Origin of the sequence: Janthinobacterium sp. NKUCC08_JDC, from assembly GCF_019345575.1 — a bacterium.
Classification (GTDB): domain Bacteria; phylum Pseudomonadota; class Gammaproteobacteria; order Burkholderiales; family Burkholderiaceae_D; genus Janthinobacterium; species Janthinobacterium aestuarii.
Window position 1 is genome coordinate 141,528 of the sequence record NZ_JAHKQW010000011.1, and the last position, 17,612, is coordinate 159,139.

Below are 17,612 nucleotides of genomic sequence, written 5' to 3' on the forward strand. Positions count from 1 at the left end.
GACGCCAACATGAAACATTCTTTGCTACGCTTGAGTCTGCTGGCTTGCGCCGCCCTGGGCGGCCAGGCCAGCGCCCTGGCCGCCTCGCCATCCACCACCATCAAGCCGGGCCTGTGGCAAGTCGACAGCAAAATGGCATCGCCCGACGCCGCCACCGACAACGCCATGTCCATGGTGCTGCAGCAACTGGGCAACCTTCCTCCCGATCAACGCAAGCAGCTGGAAAGCATGGCGGCCAGCCGCGGCATGGCCATGCCCACCGTGGGCGCCGACGGCGCCGTGCGCGTGACGGCGTGCGTGACGCCGGAAATGGCCGCGCGCAAGCAAATTCCCACGGGCCAGCCCGGCGATTGCACCTCGAAGAACAAAGACATCGCGGGCGGCATGCAGGTGTCGTTTACATGCGCGAATCCGAAATCGAGCGGCGAAGGCAAGGTCTTGTTCAGCGGCGACCAGGCGTTCAACATGCAGCTGGCGGTGACGACCAGCGCGCGCGGCACGCCGGAACAGGTGAATGTGACGAGCAACGGCAAGTGGCTGGGAGCTAGCTGCCCGGCCCCTTCAACCGCTGCTGGTCAGAAACCGTGACGGAAGCCCATGTTGAAGGCGGCGTCGCCACGGCCCGCGTCGCTGGCATTGCCCACCGTGTAGCGGGCGCCATTCTTGTTGTGGATCTTCGCGTAGGACGCGTAGAAATCGCTGCGTTTTGACAACGAATACGTGAGGCCGACGGCCACCTGTTTGGCATCGCGGTTGGCCAGGTCGCGGTCATCCTTGCGCACGTACGAGGCCAGCAGCTTGAAGCCGCCCACGGGCACGGACACGCCCAGCAAGGTGTCGCGGCTGTCCGACGACGACATCGACAGGGCCAGCGAGCTGTAGGCATTGTTCGGGTCCCACGGCGAACTGCCATAGCCCTTGTTCACGCCCACGGCGGCAAAGGCGGTGGCCACTTTCAGGTCGATATTGGCCGCGATCAGGGTGTTGCGGGCCGACATGTCGATGGCGGGCAAGGTGCCCGAGGCGAGGATGAAGTTGTTCTTGCGCTGGTGCGACACGCTGACATTCACGGCGCCGGACGAATAGCCGAGGGTGGCGCCATACGCGCGGTTGTTGGCGCTGCTGTACGGCGACTCGCCGAAACTGTAGATGGCGCTGGCGGTCATGCCGCGCAAGGCTGGAGTGACGTATTTGACGGTATTGTCGTAGCGTTTCACGCTGTAGCCGGCCAGATTGCCGGCGCTGCCGGCCATGCCGCCCTTGAACGGGTCGGCCACGTCGGTCAGGGTCAGGTATTGCAGGTTGTACTGGCGCCCCAGAGTCAGTGCGCCCAGGCGGCTGTCGAGGCCCACGTAGGCCTGGCGGCCGAACAAACGGCCCTCTTCCGACTGGCCCGTGTCATTCTGGATGCCCGCTTCCAGGGTAAACACGGCGGAGACGTCATTGCCCAGCGCTTCGCGGCCCTGCACGCCCAGGCGCGAGCCGGACGCGACGCCGCCGGACACCTTGGCGCCGGCGCAATTGGCGGTGCAGCCGCGTTCGGCCACGATGCCCGCGTCGAGCACGCCGTACACGGCAACGTTACTGGATGCGGCACTGCCTGCGCCATCGGCAGCCTGGGCCGTCGCGCCCAGCGCGAAAGGCCCCATCCCTATCACAGCAAGCGCAAAATACGAGGTCTTCATGATAAATATCTCGGTAACGTGAGTTGAAACTTCCCGGTATTGATCAGGACATGCGCTGTGTGTCTGATCTCAGTGTTACCTTATCCCCGCTTTTTGTCCAGCCATCCGTGCGTTGTACAACAGAAACTTCAGCTTAGCCCCAAGAAATGCGTCGTACACTGACAACACGCAAGATTGACCATGATTGGTGGCAATTTGCGGCAAAATGGCGTGAATTGCAGGCCCTGCCGTAAAGCAATGTTCGGTGGCGAACGTTGCGCGATCTGACGCAGGCGGTACACTACTGGTTTTACCGACAGCGGCTCGCCCGTTTTTTCTGCATGCTAGCTATCCTCGAACGCATTGACCCCAACTCCAGCAATATCGACTTGCTGGTGGAATTATTCAACTCACTGCGTCCCAAGCGCTCCCACGACAGCGCTACCGCGATTGCCAACGTGCGCACCCTGCGCCAGCTACTCAAAGGTAACCCCGCGCAAGCGCGCGCCCTGCACGAATACGTGCTGCGCGTGCTGGCCGCGCGCCGCCACGCCAGCCTGTACACCGATATCGGCGTGCTGTCGAACAGCGGTTTTTTCACGGAATTGAAACGCCGCATCGCCTACCGCATGCTGCCGCCCGCCTTGGGCGACGAATACCTGAACGACGCGCTCGACCAAGTGCTGTACCTGAAGACCGATTATTTGTGGATCAGCAACGTGCCGGCCACGGACTGGCTGGAACTGTTCGACGTATTGACCAGCGACGATATCGAACTGGCCGTCGGCGATGGCAACATCATGCTGCCCGGCATGCTCGACGCCATCCGCACCCTGTCCTACCGCGTCTGCGCCATGGGGCTGGAACCGGAACTGACGCGTTTCCACAATGAAATCGAAGTGTTCCAGTCGCCGTTCATGGTGCAGAACACGGAAGTGAACGCCTACCTGGACGCCTACACGAGCCTGCTGCACGGCGAGATCGAGCACATCGAGGACGCGCGCCATTTGCTGGTGATGCTGGACCAGTGCGACGCCGTCATCGCCAAGATCCGCAAGAAGGCGCTGTACCAGGGCACCAGCATTCCCCTCACGTATCTATTGGTGGCCTTGGCGCAAAGCATCGAGCGCCTGCGCAAGCTGCTGTTCCTCGTCGACACGAGCGGCGAATTGCCCGCATCGAACAACGTGGACATCGCCGCCATCACGGTCGACGCCACGCAAGACTTGCTGCACCCGCAGCCCGTCAGCCGCCGCCGCGCGGGCGCCGTCGGGCTGGCGCTGGAACTGATACGCGCGCATAACCACAAGTACAAGGTCAGCGACCTGTTTTCCGACAATATCAACTTGCTGGCGCGCAATGTGACGGAAAACGCCAGCCGCACGGGCGAGCACTACATCGCGGAAAACCGCCGCGAGATGGGCGCCATGTTCCTCTCGTCCGCGGGCGCCGGCATCATCATCGGCTTCATGGCCCTGTTCAAGATACTGATGTCGTATCTGCGCTCGGCACCGCTGGTCGAAGCCTTCATGTTCAGCATGAATTACTCGATCGGCTTCATGTTCATCCACTTGCTGCACTTCACGGTGGCCACCAAGCAACCTGCCATGACAGCCTCGCGCATCGCCGCGGGCCTGCACAGCAAGGATGGCAGGAATATCGACCTCGACAGCATGGCCGAACTGATCAACAAGGTCTTCCGCACGCAAAACATGGCCGTGCTGGGCAACCTGGCCACCGCGATTCCCACGGCCTGGCTGATCGCGCTCGGCTACAAGGCGATCACGGGGCACAACCTGGTGACGCCCGAAAAGGCCATGCACTTGCTGCACGATATCGACCCCATCGGCAGCCCCGCCATCTTCTACGCCATGATCGCCGGCGTGTGCCTGTTCGTCGCGGGCCTGATTTCCGGCTACTATGACAACCAGGCCCTGTACACGCGCTGGGCGCAGCGCATCGCGCAATTGCGCGGTCTGGGCCGCGTGATCGGCCAGGAGCGCTTGCAACGGCTGGGTCTGTATCTGGAAAACAACCTGGGCGGGCTGATGGGTAACTTCTATTTCGGTATCTTGCTGGGCTCCATCGGCACCCTGGGCTTTTTGATCGGCTTGCCGATCGATATCCGCCACATCACCTTCTCGGCCGCCAACTTCGCCACGGCCCTGGTGGGCCTCGACCACAACATGAGCTGGCAACTGGCCGTCAAGTCGCTGTCGGGCATCTTCGCCATCGGCACGGCCAACCTGCTCGTCAGCTTCGGCCTAGCCCTGTGGGTGGCCCTGCGTTCGCGCCAGGTGCGCTTCAAGCACGGCATGCAATTATTGAAGATTCTGGGCAAGCGCTTCCTGCGCTCGCCCATCGTCTTTTTCTTCGGCTCGAAAAACCCGCCACCGCTGGCACTGGTCGACGAGTCGGCAAACCTGTCACTGACAAACAAGGCTCAAAAATGACCGCTAGGCGCATGCAACCCTGCCTCACCGCCCTACTGCTGTGCTGGACCCTAGCTGCATGCGCCTCGCTGCCCGATGTCAAGAACCTCAACACCACGCTGGAACCTGTGGCCAAGCCCAAAGTGATCACGGGCAAGGGGGCCGTGCTGAACGTCAACAGCCGCGCGGCCCTGCTCAACAAGCGCTGGGCCAAGTCCGGCATGGACTTGAAGACCCAGGCCGCGCTGGAAGAGGCGGCCACGGGCGTGCCTTTGATCAAAGGCAACAAGGTGACCCTGCTGTTTGACGGCCCGCAAACCATGGCCGCCATGTTCCAGGCCATCAGCGACGCGAAGACCAGCATCAACCTGGAAACGTATATCTTCGACCAGGATCCGCTGGGCCTCAAATTTGCCGACATGCTCATCGAAAAGCAAAAAGCGGGCGTGACGGTCAACATCATCTACGACAGCGTGGGCACCATCGGCGTGCCGCAAGCGTTCTTTGACCGCATGCGCGCGGCCGGCATCCACCTGGTGGCCTTCAACCCCGTCAACCCAGCCAAGCTCAAGGGCGACGACTGGAAGATCAACAACCGCGACCACCGCAAGGTGCTGATCGTCGATGGCAAGATGGCGTTTACGGGCGGCATCAATATCAGCGATACCTATGCGAAAAGCTCGCTGTTCCGCTCGAAATCGAAACCCACGGACAAGAAGGACGTAGGCTGGCGCGATACCCACGTGAAAGTGGAAGGCCCGGCCGTGGCCGCCTTCCAGTGGCTGTTCATCCGCACCTGGGCCCAGCAAGACCAGGCCGACCTGCCTGACGCCAATTATTTCCCCGTGCTGTCGGAAGTGGGCGACAAGCTGGTGCGCGTCGTGGCCAGCGAGCCCGAGGGCGGCTTTGAAATCTACAAGGCGTATATCCTGGCCATCCAGGAAGCAAAGAAATCGATCCACATCACGTCCGCCTACTTCGTGCCCGACCAGCAGACGGTCGACGCCCTGATCGCGGCAGCCAAGCGGGGCGTGGACGTGACCGTGGTGCTGCCCGGCGTGTCCGACAGCGGCCTCGTGTTCCATGCGGGACACGCGCTGTACGACCAGCTGCTGGCCGGCGGCATCCGCATCTTCCACTTGAAACTGGCCGTGCTGCACGCCAAGACGGCCGTCATCGACGGCGCCTGGTCGACCGTCGGCTCGACCAACATCGACATGCGCAGCTTCCTGCACAACAGCGAACTGAACGTGATCGTGCTCGGCGACAGCTTCGGCCGAGAGATGGAAAACGCCTTCCAGGAAGACTTGCGCGACTCGGAAGAAATCACCAAGGCGAAATGGGAAACGCGGCCGCTCTCCGACCGCATGAAGGAGTGGGCGGCGCGTTTCATGAATTACTGGCTGTAAGCACCGATGGGGCAACTGGATATTTGCATGGATATGCACTATATTGCACCAATAGTATGACAATCGTCGTGCTGCTCATCTCTGGAGTTGACTACCATGGCTACCGTGCGCAAGACCATTACCTTGACGGACCAGCAAGACGACTGGATCAAGGCGCAGATTGATGCGGGGCGCTATACCAACGACAGCGAATACATCCGCGACCTGATCCGGCGCGAACAGGAAGGCAGCGCCGAACTCGATGCGATCCGCGCGGCGCTGATGGAAGGAGAGGCAAGCGGCGAACCCCAGCCTTTCGACGCCAAGGCGTTCAAGCAGAGAATGCTGGCGGCGCATGGCTGAATACCGGCTGACGCCTGCCGCCGAGCATGACCTTGAGGCGATCTGGGCTTATACGGTACAGCGCTGGGGCGTACAGCAGGCCAGTCATTATCTTGACAGCATGACGGCGGCCTTTGATGACCTGGCAGGCGCGCCAGGGACCGCGCCGGCATGCGAGCAGATTCGGCCCGGCTACCGGCGCCGCAAAGTCGGACGGCACATGATTTATTTTGGCTCTGTCATCGGCAAGTAGGGGAATGTCGGAATTTTCCCTTGGCCATGCTGTCTGACTCTGCATATCAATCACGCAGGGAGCAGATCATGCGGCCAGCCGAATGGATCACCTTGATTGCGCAGTTTGCTCAGTTGAGTCAGCGTCAGCGGCAAGCAGGCATTGCCCTGCTACGTGGCAGCGTGCCACACGACGCGACCGTCGCGCTGCTGGAAAGTGTCGCGCAGCCGCGATTGGCCTGTCCCGCCTGCCATTCGGACCACTTGCACCGACATGGTCACGCGCACGGTCTGCAGCGCTACCGCTGCGCTCCCTGAGGGCGCACCTTCAATGCGCTCACCGGCACGCCGCTGGCGCGCTTGCGCCATAAATCGTTGTGGCTCGACTATGCCGATTGCCTGCTGGCATCGGATTCCGTGCGCAAGGCAGCGTCACAGCTAGGTGTGCACCGCAACACCACGTTTCGCTGGCGTCACCGGTTTCTATCGCTGGCCAAGACGGACCGGCCGCATGGCCTGCATGGCATCGCCGAGGCAGACGAGTTATATCTGCTGGAATCGGAAAAGGGATCCAGAACTATGACGCGTCCGCCCCGGCGCCGGGGCGGCCATGCCCATAAACGAGGCATATCGAACGAACAGGTCTGCATCCTGGTGGCGCGCGACCGCACGGGACAGACCCTCGATTTCGTCACGGGAAAAGGAGCGCTAACCAAAGCGCAGTTGCACCACTGTTTGTTGCCCATGATCGACAAGGATGTGCTGCTGGTCACCGACGGCCATGCTGCCTATCGGGCTTTTGCCAGGGAAGCGGGGATCAGCCACCAGGCCGTCAACTTGCGCGCCGGCATCCGCGTGCAGGGCGCCGCCCACGTGCAGAACGTCAACGCCTATCACAGCCGTTTGCGACAATGGATGGGGCCGTTTCACGGCGTGGCGACGCGCTACCTGCCGAACTATCTGGGATGGCGCTGGATACTCGACGCCAGGCGCATCCGCTCATCGGAAACATTATTGAAAGCAACTTTGGGCGCATTCCCACATCTAATGGTGACATAGCCTTTATTTTCGCATCACGAACTATGGCATTGCCATCGTGCGTATTCTGCATGACCGCATGGATGCGGCACGCCATCTTTAATGAAATCACCATCCGACGCGACGCGACGCCTCACAGCGGCCGCAAACTGGCCCACACGCCGCCCTGGCGCTCGAACGCTTCCGTGCTGACTTTTTCAAAGTCGGCGCGGTCTTCATTCCAGCTATAGCGCTCGACGCGGATACAACTGTTTTCCACGCGCAGCACGTTGAAGGAGTTCGACTCGCCCCTGCCCCGCGTGGACGTGGCCGTGCCCGCCTGCACCATCAGGGCCGCGTAGCCGGCGATCTTGTAGCGCTCGGCTGTGTTGCCCGCCACGCTCGCATGCAAATGACCCGCCAGCAATAAATCCACGCCGCATTCGGAAAACATCTGCAAGGCTTGCGGGGCGCGGTCGACCAGGTCGTCTTCATCGAAGTTTTCCGGCAAGTCGAATGGATGGTGGGTGACGATGATGCGCGTCAGGCCGGGCGGCAAACTGCCCAGGCGTTCACGCAGAAAATCGATCTGCTCGTGGCTGATGCGGCCATCCTTGAACGTAAGGGAACGGGCCGTGTTGATGCCCAGCACAGCGATTTCCTCGTCCACATATTCGGGCGACAAATCGTCCGTCACATGGCGCCGGTACTTCACCAGCGGCGTCAGGAAGCGGGAAACGACGTTGTACAGCGGCACGTCATGGTTGCCCGGCACCACGATCTGCGGCCCTGGCAAGCTGTCGAGAAATTGCCGCGCCTGCTGGAACTGAGCGCTGCGGGCGCGCTGCGTGAGGTCGCCCGAGACGACGACCACGTCCGGTTCCAGGCGTTCGATCAGCGCGCGCAAGGGCGCCAGCAGGTCCGCATCGACCCTGCCAAAATGCAAGTCGGACAAATGCACGATGGTACGCATGGCCTTACTCCCCAGAAAGTGCCGGCGCAGGCACCAGCACGGCCAGCGCGGCCTTGCGGATGCGGTACTGCAGCGGCGTATTCATGATCGTCACTTCGCCATCGGTGGCCACGCGCAGGCGGCGGTGGTGCGTGGCCACCTCCAGGTCGGTGGCCGTCAGCACATCAAAATCCTTGGCCTGCGACAACTTGCCGAACAGCGCGTGCAAGGCCAGCTTCAGCAAACCCAGGCGGCCAGGACGCTGCGCCACATACAAGCTCAGCTGGCCGCCATCGAGCCGTTCGCGCTCGCCGATATTCAAGCCTTCCATCATGTATTCATTATTACCGATGAAGACGAATGGCGTGCGCCGCGCATGCACGGCGTCGTTGAGTGTCAATTGCACGCTGAGGAAAGGATAGCGGCGCAAGGCCGCCAGCAGGGCCCAGCTGAAGGCCAGCCACTTGCCCCGTCCCAGCCGGCGCTGCTGCTTTTCGCGGTCGCGCACGATATCGGGATACAGGCCCAGGCTGGAATTGTTCAGGAAGATACGGCCATTGACTTCGCCCACGTCGACCTGGTGCGGCACGCCTTGCGCCACGTTGGCAATCGCCGCATCGAGTTCGAGCGGAATATTCAAATCCTTGGCGAAATGGTTCAAGGTACCCAGCGGCAAGACGCCGAACGGCGTGCCGCTGCCCACGACAACGGACGCGACGGCGTTGATGGTGCCGTCGCCGCCGCCGGCTACGACGATGGGCGCGCCATCGCGCAGGGCTTGTTCGGCCGTGGCGATCATCTCGGTGCCGCTTTGCGCCAGGGTAATGTCGGCGTCGAGGCCCACGGCGGCGAATTTCGCTTCGAGCTGCTGCGCCCAGTCGGGCGCATAGCCGCAACCAGCGCCTCCATTGATGATGACTGCAATTTTTCTCAGAACAGTTTCCCCTTATTTGGTTTGCCGGATATGCCGGCGCCGGCGCAAGGTCGACACGCCGGCGATGCAGATGGCCAGCCAGCCATAGCTTTCCGCCATGGCCGCCAGCACATCGCTCAGGTAATGCGCGCCCAGGTAGATGCGGCTGAAACCCACGAGCGCCGCCATCAGGAAAGCGCCCAGCGCGATGGCAATGCGCTTGCCCGAGGCGCCCGGCGCCGTCTGGCAAATCAGGTAGGCGGCCAGCAAGCCGTACAGGGCTGTCGAGGTGGCAGTATGGCCACTCGGAAAGCTGTAGGTGCTCAGGGCCGTCTGCAGGATGGGCTCGTCAAAGCTGGGCCGCGCGCGGACAAAAATGTACTTTAGCAGCAGGTTCAAAAACATGACGCCCGGCATGGTGATGACGAGGGTAAACAGCCAGTAATCGGCGCCCTTGCGGTGCAGATACCAGCCCAGCAAGACGGCCAGAGTAATGGCGCCGATCACGCCATGCATGTGCGTAACGACCAGCAGGCAAGTGGTGATCCACGGCACGGCATGCTGGTTGAACCACTGCGCCACCTGCAAGTCGATTACGGTAATTTGCTGCATGCCCATCACGGCTTCGGCGATCTCGTGGAAGACGACGATGGCCACCAGCATCAGGACCACGCCCACCGTCATATGCAGGCCCAGCTCGCCCTCGGGCGACAGGCGCGCCTCGACGAAGCGGCGCAGTTTCGTGGTCCAGCCCGTGGTCATGCCCATGTCATTTTTCTCTTGCAAACTCATCTCTCTTTCCTGTTCCCGGTGATGATCAAAAAAACCACACCAGTAAAAAAATACTGTTTATTCATACAGTAGCTGTGTATTCATACAGTAGTTATGCTATTCTGATGACTCGTTCAACACATCTCCCTCAAAGGAATTGTCATGGCAACATTGAATAGCGGTTTTGGCTCACGGTTCGGCCTGGAATACGCCCCAAGCTCTTTCCTCGTCCGCATGGGCAAGCGCGAAATCCTCGTCTGCCGCGACTTCCGCAAGCGCTACTACACCGTCAATCCCCTGATCGAGTGCGGTACGGGCATCGAGCCGGGCTATGTTGAAGTGCTGCTGATGCGCCGTTGGTTGCTCATTCTATCCAAGGCACATTAAGAATGACTTTAAAACAAGGTACTCGTACCCTGTTGTAAAGTCAGCTCCGTCCGGCCACGCCGGGAGCGCGCCAGTACCGGCCAGCGGCAACGCTGGCCGACCCCTCATTACTGTGTGCGTTCCGGTGCGGCCGGGCTGGCAGGTGTTTGCACTGGCAGCGTCGTGTCAAACACGTTCGCTTCGTACCACAAGGTCACGAACAACACCATCACGACGGGGCCGATGAACAAGCCCACGAGGCCCAGGGTTTCCACGCCACCCAAAATGCCGAACAGCACGGCCAGGAAAGGCAAGCGGGTGGCGTTGCCGATCATGCCGGGGCGTACGAAATGGTCGGCCACGAATAGCACCACGGTGCCCCACGCGGCTACGCCGATGGCGGCGCCCACACTGCCCTGGAAGACCAGCAAGGCGGCCGCGCACAGGTAAGCGAGCGGCGCGCCGAACGGGATGATGGCCAGGATGCCCGTGGCGAACGCCCACAGGGCCGGCGACGGCAAGCCGGCGATGGCGTAGGCGATGCCGATCAGCACGCCTTCGGCCAGGCCCACCAGCACCAGGCCGTTGACGGTCGCGCGGATGGCGGTGGGAATCTTTTGCGCATAGCGGGCCCACCGTTCGGGGCGCAGGAAATGGCTGCCGACGGCCGTGATCTGGCGCGTCAGCGCTTCGCCATCCTTATAGAAGAAAAACAGACATAAAAACGCCAGGCCGAAGTCGACCAGGCGGTGGAACACGTCCGCGCCCAGCACCTTGAGCATGTCGCGCGCGGAATGAAAGCCGCCCACGGCGCTGCCAGCAAAGAAGTGGCCGAGGCCGTGGGGCTGGCTCAAGGTCGCTTGCCACCAGTCGCCGATGGCGCTGCCGGCCAGCGGAATATGCGCCACCCAGTCCGGCACGGGCAAGCCGTCCGTATTCGCGTGCACGACGAAATTGGCCAGCACGGGCACTTCGCGCGCCGCCTGCGCCACGCCGAACAGCACGGGAATGATGAAGATGCAGGCGAACGCCAGGGTCAGCACGGCCGCCGCCACGATGGGGCGCTGGCCCAGCGCCGCGCGCACGCGCAAATACAGGGGCCAGGTCGCCACGCACAGGATGCCGGCCCACACGAGCGGCAAAAAGAAACGCTGCATGACGAACGCCGTCACGGCGATCAAGGCCAGGGAAAAGCCTGCGCTGACAATATCGCGCTGGGTATCGTTCATGCCACTCCATTCGTGCCCGGCGCCATAGAGCGCCAGTATTGGCTACGCGCCAGTTGCGCAGGCGTAGCGTAACACGGCGGCATTCCGCTTTAGACGAGGCCCAGTTCCGCAGGCTTGACGCCGGCAAACACGTGGTCAAGCTGCGCGGGGGTCAAGCCGAAGGTGCGGCGCAGCAAGCCGCCCAGCACGGCACGGTATTCGTTGAGTACGGGCATGTCGCGGTTCTGGAACAGCGTCGCCTGCGAAATCGCCACCTGTTCGCCCGCCACCTGCTTGCCTTTGATGCCGCCGCCCAACACCCAGAACACGCTGCCATGGCCATGGTCCGTGCCGCGGTTGCCGTTTTCGCGGAAGGTACGGCCAAATTCGCTGACCACGACGACGACGGTATTGCGCCACTCGCTGCCCATTTCCTGCGAGAACGCGGCCAAGCCACGCCCCAGCTCATCGAAACGCCCGGCCAGGTAGCCGTTGGCGCCGCCCTGCCCCACGTGCGTATCCCAGCCGCCCACGTCGACGAAGCCCAGGTTGTATTTATCCTTCATCAAGCGGGCGATACGCTGCGCCTCCAGTTCAAAGCCCTTGGTACTGATGGCGTTGCGGTTGGCAGCCTGCATCTCGCCCGTCAATTCCTTCGTCACATCGTCGCGCACGGCAAAGCCCGCGCTGACCGGTTGCTGCAGGGGCGTGCCACGGTACATGGCGGCGATGACCTGGCTTTGACGCGCATCAATGCCCGACTTGCCCACCGAGCGCAATCCCATGTTCGGCACTTGCACGCCGCCCTGGAAGATCAGCGGCAACTGGTCCGTGAAGGAAATGGCGTGGTTGCCTTGCTTGGCATTCAAGCTTTGCGCCAGCCGGTTCAAAAAGCCTGAGCGGAAATCGCGGCGCCCGCCGATCTCTTGCCCCAGTTCGATGCTGTCCTGCGTCTCGAAGTGGCTGCGCGTCAAATCCGTCGTGCCCGCAAACGGAATGAAGGCCGCCTCGCCACCCATAAACATGGGATAGATGGTTTCGCGCAAGGCCGGATGCAGGGCCCAGTCGGTCGTCAAGGCCAGCGCGCCGTTTTCCTCGCCCGGTTTCGCGATGGCGATATTCGGCCGCGAGGCATAGTAAAAATCGCTGCCGATGGGCACCAGCAGATTGTTTGCGTCATAGCCGCCGCGCAAAAAGACGAACAATAGCTTCGCATTCGTGGCGGGCGCGGCCAGCAAGCTGCCCGCATGCGACAACAACGGCGCGGCGGCCAGGGCTTTCAACAAGTCACGACGGTTCATGACAATTCCTTTCAGCGGTGCATCATTTCGGGCGACGAGAGCAGGAAGGTATTCCACTCCTGCGGCGAAGCGGCCTGCTCCAGGGCTTGCCGCGTGGCCGGGCTCAAGGTCGGCTGCAGCGACTGGTAATACAGGGCGCTGGCCAGCTGGGGAAACGCCACCTTTTCCTGCGGCTGCGGGCCATCCGTCTTGAACAGGCCGGCGCTGCCCGAGCCGATAGTGCGGGCGATATCGAAGCGCGTCGTCATCTGGCCGGGGCTGGCCCAGGAGGCGTCCGTCAGAGGATAACCGTCCGGCGTCTGGCGCCCGTACAGAGGCTGGCCCATGCGCGAGAGCCAGCTCAGCATGGGGCCCGCATTCAGGATGGGCTTGTCGTCATAGCTGAGGCGCACGGCCGACACCACGTAATGCATGGGGTCCTTGAATTTCTTGCCCAGCGACTGCTTGAATTCGGGACTGTTGAACATGGTTTGCAGCACGTCGGCGATCATGCCATCGCTCTGCTGGAAGGTGGCGGCCATGCGCGCCACCAGAGGCGCGGGCGGATTATCGCCGACGAAATACTGGGCCAGCTTGCCGCTGATGAAATGGGCGGTGGCGGGACTGCGGCTCAAACGATCCAGCGCTTCATCGAGCTCGGCCAGTCCCCTGCCCTTCACCGTTTGTCCTAGGAATTGCTTGTCACCGTAATCGTGGCGGTTCGGGTTGAATTCAAACAAGCCCCTGCGCACGTATTGCGACTGCAGCGCCGGTTTCACCTTTGGCGTATCCGGTCCCAGGTTCACGCCCACGCCTGTCAGGATGCGCGCCAGTTCCTGCACGTCCGTCTGGCTATAGCCGCCGTTCACGCCCAGCGTATGCAGTTCCATCAGCTCGCGCGCATAGTTTTCATTGATGCGCTTGGCGGCATTGGCTTCATTGTCCAGATAGCGCAGCATGGCCGGATGGTGGACGGTCGCGCCCAGCAAGTCGCGGAACTTTCCCAGCGCGTGCGGCGCGATGGCGTTCGCCTCGTAATCGCCAACCATGGCGCGCAAGTTGTGCTTGCCCTGGTGCACGCTGAAATGGTTGAGCCAGAACCAGCTCAGCTGCTGCTGCAGCTGATTCGGCGAATACACGTCCAGCAGCAAGGAGCGCGTGGCCGCTTCGCGCGCCAGGCGGTTGAGCTCCTGCTGGTAATCTTTTTGCGCCTGCTGCTTGGCCATGTCGTCCATGACGGCAGCCGACTCCTTGCGCTTTTGCTCCACGGACATGACGAGCTGATCGAGCGGCACCTGGCTGATCGTCATGGCGTCGATCTGGGCCTGCACGGCGGATGGCAGGCTGGCTTTACCCGGGTGCAATTGCGCCTGCAGATAACGCTGCCAGCCTTGCGCCTGCATCTGGCGCGCGCTGCCGGCGTTCACGCCCCAGCTAACCCTTTCCAGCAGGGCAATGTCCTGCGCGGAACTGGTCTGCGCGCGATGATCGGCCTGGACGGCAGGTCCGGTGGCGGCACAGCCGGCCAGCAACAGCAGGGAAATCAGGGTTGTCGGCAACAGTCGGTTGGGGGTCATGGCGGTCCTTCAAGCGGTTTCAACCAGAATGCCTGAGGGTACGCCCAGGTTGACCTGCGCATGATTGCCATTTGCAACGAGTTGTAATCAATAATGTTATTTATGCAATTCCGCGCACTTGTCGCGCAGGAAGTCGCGCAGCTGCAGCACCAGCGGCGTCACTTGCGCCCGGTGCATGCACAGCAGTTGCAAGGGCACGGCCTCGCCCGCCACCTCGGGCAGCAGCACGTGCAGGCGGCCGGCGGCCACGTCGCCGGACACATCGAGCCGCGATTTATAGGCGATGCCCAGGCCTGCCACGGCCCAGCGGCGCACCAGGTCGGCATCGTCGGCGCTGCGGTTGCCGCTCACATCTATCGTCACCTGCTCGCGCTGCGGCAGGCGGTAAAAGGTCCAGCGGTCGTGCAAGCCATCTTCCAGCGCGAAGCGCAGGCAATTGCGCTGCGACAAGTCTTCCAGCGCCAGCAGGGGACCATGTTCGCGCAGGTAGGCGGGCGACGCCACCAGCACCCGGTCGTTGGCGGGCGCGACCGGCATGGCGACCATGCTCGAATCGTCCTGCTGGCCATAGCGGATGGCCACATCAACTTGCTGGCGCACCATGTCGGCCACCCGGTCGCTGACGCTGAGCTGGTAATGCAGCTTCGGATGGCGCGACTGGAATTCATCGAGCCAGCCCAGCATCAGATTGCGACCCAGGTCGGAAGGCATGGCAATTTTCAAGGTTCCGCCGAAACTGTCCTTGCCGGCGAGCAGCGCATCGTGGCCGGCGCGCAGCAGGCGCAAGGCTTCGCGCGCGTGTTCCAGGTATTGCGTGCCTTCCGCCGTCAGGCTCAGCGAACGCGTCGTGCGGGCCAGCAGGCGCAAGCCCAGCTCCCCTTCCAGGCGCTTGACGGCGGCGCTGGCCAGCGCGGGCGAAATGCCGATCTCGCGCGCGGCCGCCGACAAACTGCCGCGGTCGGCCGTGCGCACAAACACCTGCAAGTCATCGAGTCGCAGCAATTTTCAGTATTCCTTTGAAAGTGTTTCGGTACGCGCCCCCTGTTTCCAGGGCGAGAAAATGGCCATGATACGTCAAGCCCGTATCGCCACGCCAACAATGGTGTCGGATTACGGTCCTTCGGACCTGATCCGACCTACCCCTAATCCATCACTGTTTTACCAAAGGAAGCACATGAAAGCCATCGCCTACCACCACAGCCTGCCCATCACGGATGCCGACGCCCTGCTCGACATCGAGCTGCCCGTGCCCGTCGCCACGGGGCGCGACCTGCTCGTCGCCGTCAAGGCGATTTCCGTCAACCCCGTCGACACCAAGGTGCGCAAGAACCGCGCGCCGAAAGACGGCCAGCCGGAAGTGCTGGGCTGGGATGCGGCCGGCGTCGTCACGGCCATCGGCCCCGACGTGACCCTGTTCCAGGTCGGAGACAAAGTCTGGTACGCAGGCGCCATCAACCGCCCCGGCAGCAACAGCGAATTCCAGCTGGTCGACGAGCGCATCGTCGGCCACATGCCGGCCAGCCTCGACTTCGCGCCAGCCGCAGCCCTGCCCTTGACCGCCATTACGGCCTGGGAATTGCTGTTCGACCGCCTGCAGATCCGCCGCGACAAGAATCTCACCGGCAAGTCCCTGCTGGTGATCGGCGCGGCCGGCGGCGTCGGTTCCGTGCTCGTGCAACTGGCGCGGCAGTTGACGGGCGTGACCATCATCGGCACGGCCTCGCGCGCGGAAACGGTCGATTGGGTCAAGGAACTGGGCGCCCACCACGTGATCGACCACAGCCTGCCGCTGGCGCAGGAAATCACGCGCCTGGGTTTGCCGCCCGTCGATTACGTGATCAGCCTGAACCAGACCGACAAGCATTTCGAGCACATCGTCGAACTGATCGCGCCGCAAGGCAAGTTTGCCCTGATCGACGACCCCGAGCACATCGACGTGCGCAAGTTCAAGGGCAAGAGCGTGTCGCTGCACTGGGAACTGATGTTTACCCGTTCGCTGTTCCAGACGGTCGACATGGTCAAGCAGCATGAATTGCTCGAGGAACTGGCGCAGCTGGTCGATGCTGGTATCATCAAGACGACCCTGGCCGAACGCTTCGGCACGATCAATGCGGCAAACCTGAAACGCGCGCACGCCCTGCTGGAAAGCAATACGGCAAAAGGGAAAATCGTCCTGGAAAGTTTTAATTAATCAGGTAATCAAAATGGCCCGGAAATCATTGACGTTGGTTAATGTCGGGCCCGTGATCACGGCATCTCCCAGCGCCTGGAAGAAGCCGTGGCCATCGTTGTTATCGAGGCTGTCGCGTGGCTTGATGCCTTGCGCCCAGGCCCGTTGCAGGGTGTCGGGCGCCAGGACCGCGCCGGCGATGTCTTCCTGGCCGTCGACGCCATCCGTGTCGCCGGCCAGCGCGTGGATGCCCTCGTGGCCGTCCAGCGCGATGCCCAGCGCCAGCAGGAATTCCACATTGCGCCCACCGCGGCCGTTGCCGCGCACGGTGACCGTCGTTTCGCCGCCCGACAGCAGCACGCACGGGGCGGGAAACGGCTGGCCCCGCAAGGCCGTTTGCAGCGCGATGCCGGCCATCACCTTGCCCACGTCGCGCGCCTCGCCTTCCAGGCTGTCGCCCAGGATATACGGCGTGACGCCGGCCGCGCGCGCCACGTCGGCCGCCGCTTCCAGGGCCATCTGCGGCGTGGCGATCAGGGTCGTGCGCGTGCGCGCCAGCCGTGGGTCATCGGGTTTTACGGATTCGCCGCGCCCGCTTTCCAGGGTCTTTCGTATGCTGTCCGGCAAGTCCATGCCATAGCGGCGCACGATGGCCAGCGCATCGTCGCACGTCGTGGCGTCGCCCACCGTGGGGCCGGAAGCGATGTCGCCGAGCTTGTCGCCAGGCACGTCGGAAATCGCCAGGGTCACCACTTGCGCCGGATGGCAGGCGGCCGCCAGTCTGCCGCCCTTGATGGCGGACAAATGGCGGCGCACGCAATTCATTTCGCCGATGGTGGCGCCCGACGCCAGCAGCGCGCGGTTCAGCGCCTGCTTGTCTTCCAGACTGATGCCGTCAAGTGGCAAGGCCAGCAGCGACGAGCCGCCGCCCGAAATCAGGCACAGCACGGTATCGTCAGCGTGCAAATTGCCGACCAGTTCGAGCATGCGGCGCGCCGCGTTCATGCCGGCCGCATCGGGCACGGGGTGCGACGCTTCGACGATCTCGATGCGTTCGCACGGCACGGCATAGCCGTAGCGCGTCACCACCAACCCAGACAGCGGCCCCGGCCAGTGCCGCTCCACGGCTTGCGCCATGGCGGCCGACGCCTTGCCGGCGCCGATGACGATCAGCCGGCCCTTGGGCGCGGGCGGCAGATGGGGCGGGATGCAGTGCGATGGCTGGGCTGCGGCGATGGCGGCCTGGAACATCGCTTGCAGCAAGGCCCGCGGTGGCGGTGGCAGGGTCGTCGTCATGGTCA

At 62.7% G+C, this 17,612-nt stretch carries 16 protein-coding genes and 1 pseudogene; 8 read left to right on the forward strand and 9 right to left on the reverse strand.

The genetic code is table 11. The features are described from left to right. Positions 1-9 precede the first annotated feature (9 nt). The gene (locus tag KO538_RS22045; RefSeq protein ID WP_219329642.1) at positions 10-588 is read left to right on the forward strand and encodes a DUF3617 domain-containing protein; all 579 of its coding nucleotides are present in this window, start codon (positions 10-12) and stop codon (positions 586-588) included. Here the strand turns inward: KO538_RS22045 and KO538_RS22050 are convergent. Further along, the gene (locus KO538_RS22050) at positions 576-1,685 is read right to left on the reverse strand and encodes a porin (protein ID WP_219329643.1); all 1,110 of its coding nucleotides are present in this window, start codon (positions 1,683-1,685) and stop codon (positions 576-578) included. The genes KO538_RS22045 and KO538_RS22050 overlap by 13 nt on opposite strands. A 320-nt stretch (positions 1,686-2,005) precedes the next feature. On the opposite strand from KO538_RS22050, the gene KO538_RS22055 reads away from it, so the two are divergent. The 5 genes and pseudogenes from KO538_RS22055 to KO538_RS22075 all read left to right on the forward strand — a co-directional run bounded on the left by KO538_RS22055 (position 2,006) and on the right by KO538_RS22075 (position 7,116). Then, positions 2,006-4,117, forward strand: coding sequence for a site-specific recombinase (locus KO538_RS22055; protein WP_219329644.1), 2,112 nt, complete (start codon positions 2,006-2,008; stop codon positions 4,115-4,117). Positions 4,118-4,128: 11 nt separating this feature from the next. Further along, positions 4,129-5,505 (forward strand): cardiolipin synthase, encoded by a 1,377-nt coding sequence (gene cls / locus KO538_RS22060; RefSeq protein WP_374106875.1) that lies wholly within the window; start codon positions 4,129-4,131, stop codon positions 5,503-5,505. Between the two features lie 96 nt (positions 5,506-5,601). Then, the gene (locus tag KO538_RS22065) at positions 5,602-5,847 is read left to right on the forward strand and encodes a type II toxin-antitoxin system ParD family antitoxin (protein WP_219329646.1); all 246 of its coding nucleotides are present in this window, start codon (positions 5,602-5,604) and stop codon (positions 5,845-5,847) included. Further along, positions 5,840-6,079 (forward strand): type II toxin-antitoxin system RelE/ParE family toxin, encoded by a 240-nt coding sequence (locus tag KO538_RS22070; RefSeq protein WP_070304110.1) that lies wholly within the window; start codon positions 5,840-5,842, stop codon positions 6,077-6,079. The genes KO538_RS22065 and KO538_RS22070 overlap by 8 nt, the downstream gene beginning before the upstream one ends. Positions 6,080-6,147: 68 nt before the next feature. Next, positions 6,148-7,116, forward strand: a pseudogene (locus KO538_RS22075) (IS1595 family transposase). Between the two features lie 112 nt (positions 7,117-7,228). Here KO538_RS22075 and KO538_RS22080 read toward each other — a convergent pair. The 3 genes from KO538_RS22080 to KO538_RS22090 are packed head-to-tail and all read right to left on the reverse strand — an operon-like array spanning position 7,229 to position 9,731. After that, complete coding sequence (locus tag KO538_RS22080; protein WP_219329647.1) at positions 7,229-8,047, reverse strand: metallophosphoesterase; 819 nt, start codon at positions 8,045-8,047, stop codon at positions 7,229-7,231. Positions 8,048-8,051: 4 nt separating this feature from the next. Next, on the reverse strand, positions 8,052-8,960 hold the full coding sequence (locus KO538_RS22085; RefSeq protein WP_219329691.1) for a diacylglycerol kinase family protein: 909 nt from the start codon (positions 8,958-8,960) through the stop codon (positions 8,052-8,054). Positions 8,961-8,972: 12 nt separating this feature from the next. Continuing rightward, entirely contained in the window at positions 8,973-9,731 is a 759-nt protein-coding gene (locus KO538_RS22090; RefSeq protein ID WP_257620496.1) for a phosphatase PAP2 family protein, read from the reverse strand. A gap of 141 nt (positions 9,732-9,872) precedes the next feature. On the opposite strand from KO538_RS22090, the gene KO538_RS22095 reads away from it, so the two are divergent. After that, positions 9,873-10,097, forward strand: a complete 225-nt coding sequence (locus tag KO538_RS22095) for a hypothetical protein (RefSeq protein WP_010396348.1) — start codon at positions 9,873-9,875, stop codon at positions 10,095-10,097. A gap of 107 nt (positions 10,098-10,204) precedes the next feature. Here the strand turns inward: KO538_RS22095 and KO538_RS22100 are convergent, their stop codons facing one another. From KO538_RS22100 to KO538_RS22115, 4 genes are all read right to left on the reverse strand, one after another. Continuing rightward, positions 10,205-11,305 (reverse strand): AI-2E family transporter, encoded by a 1,101-nt coding sequence (locus tag KO538_RS22100; protein WP_219329648.1) that lies wholly within the window; start codon positions 11,303-11,305, stop codon positions 10,205-10,207. Positions 11,306-11,394: 89 nt separating this feature from the next. Next, a complete protein-coding gene (locus tag KO538_RS22105) occupies positions 11,395-12,585 on the reverse strand; it encodes a DUF1501 domain-containing protein (protein WP_219329649.1) in 1,191 nt (396 codons plus the stop codon). 11 nt (positions 12,586-12,596) lie between these two features. After that, a complete protein-coding gene (locus tag KO538_RS22110; RefSeq protein ID WP_219329650.1) occupies positions 12,597-14,141 on the reverse strand; it encodes a DUF1800 domain-containing protein in 1,545 nt (514 codons plus the stop codon). Between the two features lie 96 nt (positions 14,142-14,237). Continuing rightward, positions 14,238-15,143 (reverse strand): LysR family transcriptional regulator, encoded by a 906-nt coding sequence (locus KO538_RS22115; protein WP_219329651.1) that lies wholly within the window; start codon positions 15,141-15,143, stop codon positions 14,238-14,240. Positions 15,144-15,315: 172 nt separating this feature from the next. On the opposite strand from KO538_RS22115, the gene KO538_RS22120 reads away from it, so the two are divergent. Continuing rightward, positions 15,316-16,332 carry a zinc-binding alcohol dehydrogenase family protein gene (locus KO538_RS22120; protein ID WP_219329652.1) on the forward strand — a complete coding sequence of 339 codons (1,017 nt, stop codon included), beginning with the start codon at positions 15,316-15,318 and terminating at the stop codon, positions 16,330-16,332. On the opposite strand, the gene KO538_RS22125 is transcribed toward KO538_RS22120, so the two are convergent. Then, positions 16,333-17,607, reverse strand: coding sequence for a glycerate kinase (locus KO538_RS22125; RefSeq protein ID WP_219329653.1), 1,275 nt, complete (start codon positions 17,605-17,607; stop codon positions 16,333-16,335). Positions 17,608-17,612 lie beyond the last annotated feature (5 nt).

Excerpts from the sequence above, each read along its gene's own strand:
- KO538_RS22110 (WP_219329650.1), bottom strand. The coding sequence starts at position 14,141 with ATGACCCCCAACCGACTGTTGCCGACAACCCTGATTTCCCTGCTGTTG.
- KO538_RS22105 (WP_219329649.1), bottom strand. The coding sequence starts at position 12,585 with ATGAACCGTCGTGACTTGTTGAAAGCCCTGGCCGCCGCGCCGTTGTTG.
- KO538_RS22065 (WP_219329646.1), top strand. The coding sequence starts at position 5,602 with ATGGCTACCGTGCGCAAGACCATTACCTTGACGGACCAGCAAGACGAC.
- KO538_RS22050 (WP_219329643.1), bottom strand. The coding sequence starts at position 1,685 with ATGAAGACCTCGTATTTTGCGCTTGCTGTGATAGGGATGGGGCCTTTC.
- KO538_RS22090 (WP_257620496.1), bottom strand. The coding sequence starts at position 9,731 with ATGAGTTTGCAAGAGAAAAATGACATGGGCATGACCACGGGCTGGACC.
- KO538_RS22120 (WP_219329652.1), top strand. The coding sequence starts at position 15,316 with ATGAAAGCCATCGCCTACCACCACAGCCTGCCCATCACGGATGCCGAC.
- KO538_RS22125 (WP_219329653.1), bottom strand. The coding sequence starts at position 17,607 with ATGACGACGACCCTGCCACCGCCACCGCGGGCCTTGCTGCAAGCGATG.
- KO538_RS22100 (WP_219329648.1), bottom strand. The coding sequence starts at position 11,305 with ATGAACGATACCCAGCGCGATATTGTCAGCGCAGGCTTTTCCCTGGCC.
- KO538_RS22070 (WP_070304110.1), top strand. The coding sequence starts at position 5,840 with ATGGCTGAATACCGGCTGACGCCTGCCGCCGAGCATGACCTTGAGGCG.
- KO538_RS22080 (WP_219329647.1), bottom strand. The coding sequence starts at position 8,047 with ATGCGTACCATCGTGCATTTGTCCGACTTGCATTTTGGCAGGGTCGAT.
- KO538_RS22055 (WP_219329644.1), top strand. The coding sequence starts at position 2,006 with ATGCTAGCTATCCTCGAACGCATTGACCCCAACTCCAGCAATATCGAC.
- cls (WP_374106875.1), top strand. The coding sequence starts at position 4,129 with ATGCAACCCTGCCTCACCGCCCTACTGCTGTGCTGGACCCTAGCTGCA.
- KO538_RS22045 (WP_219329642.1), top strand. The coding sequence starts at position 10 with ATGAAACATTCTTTGCTACGCTTGAGTCTGCTGGCTTGCGCCGCCCTG.
- KO538_RS22095 (WP_010396348.1), top strand. The coding sequence starts at position 9,873 with ATGGCAACATTGAATAGCGGTTTTGGCTCACGGTTCGGCCTGGAATAC.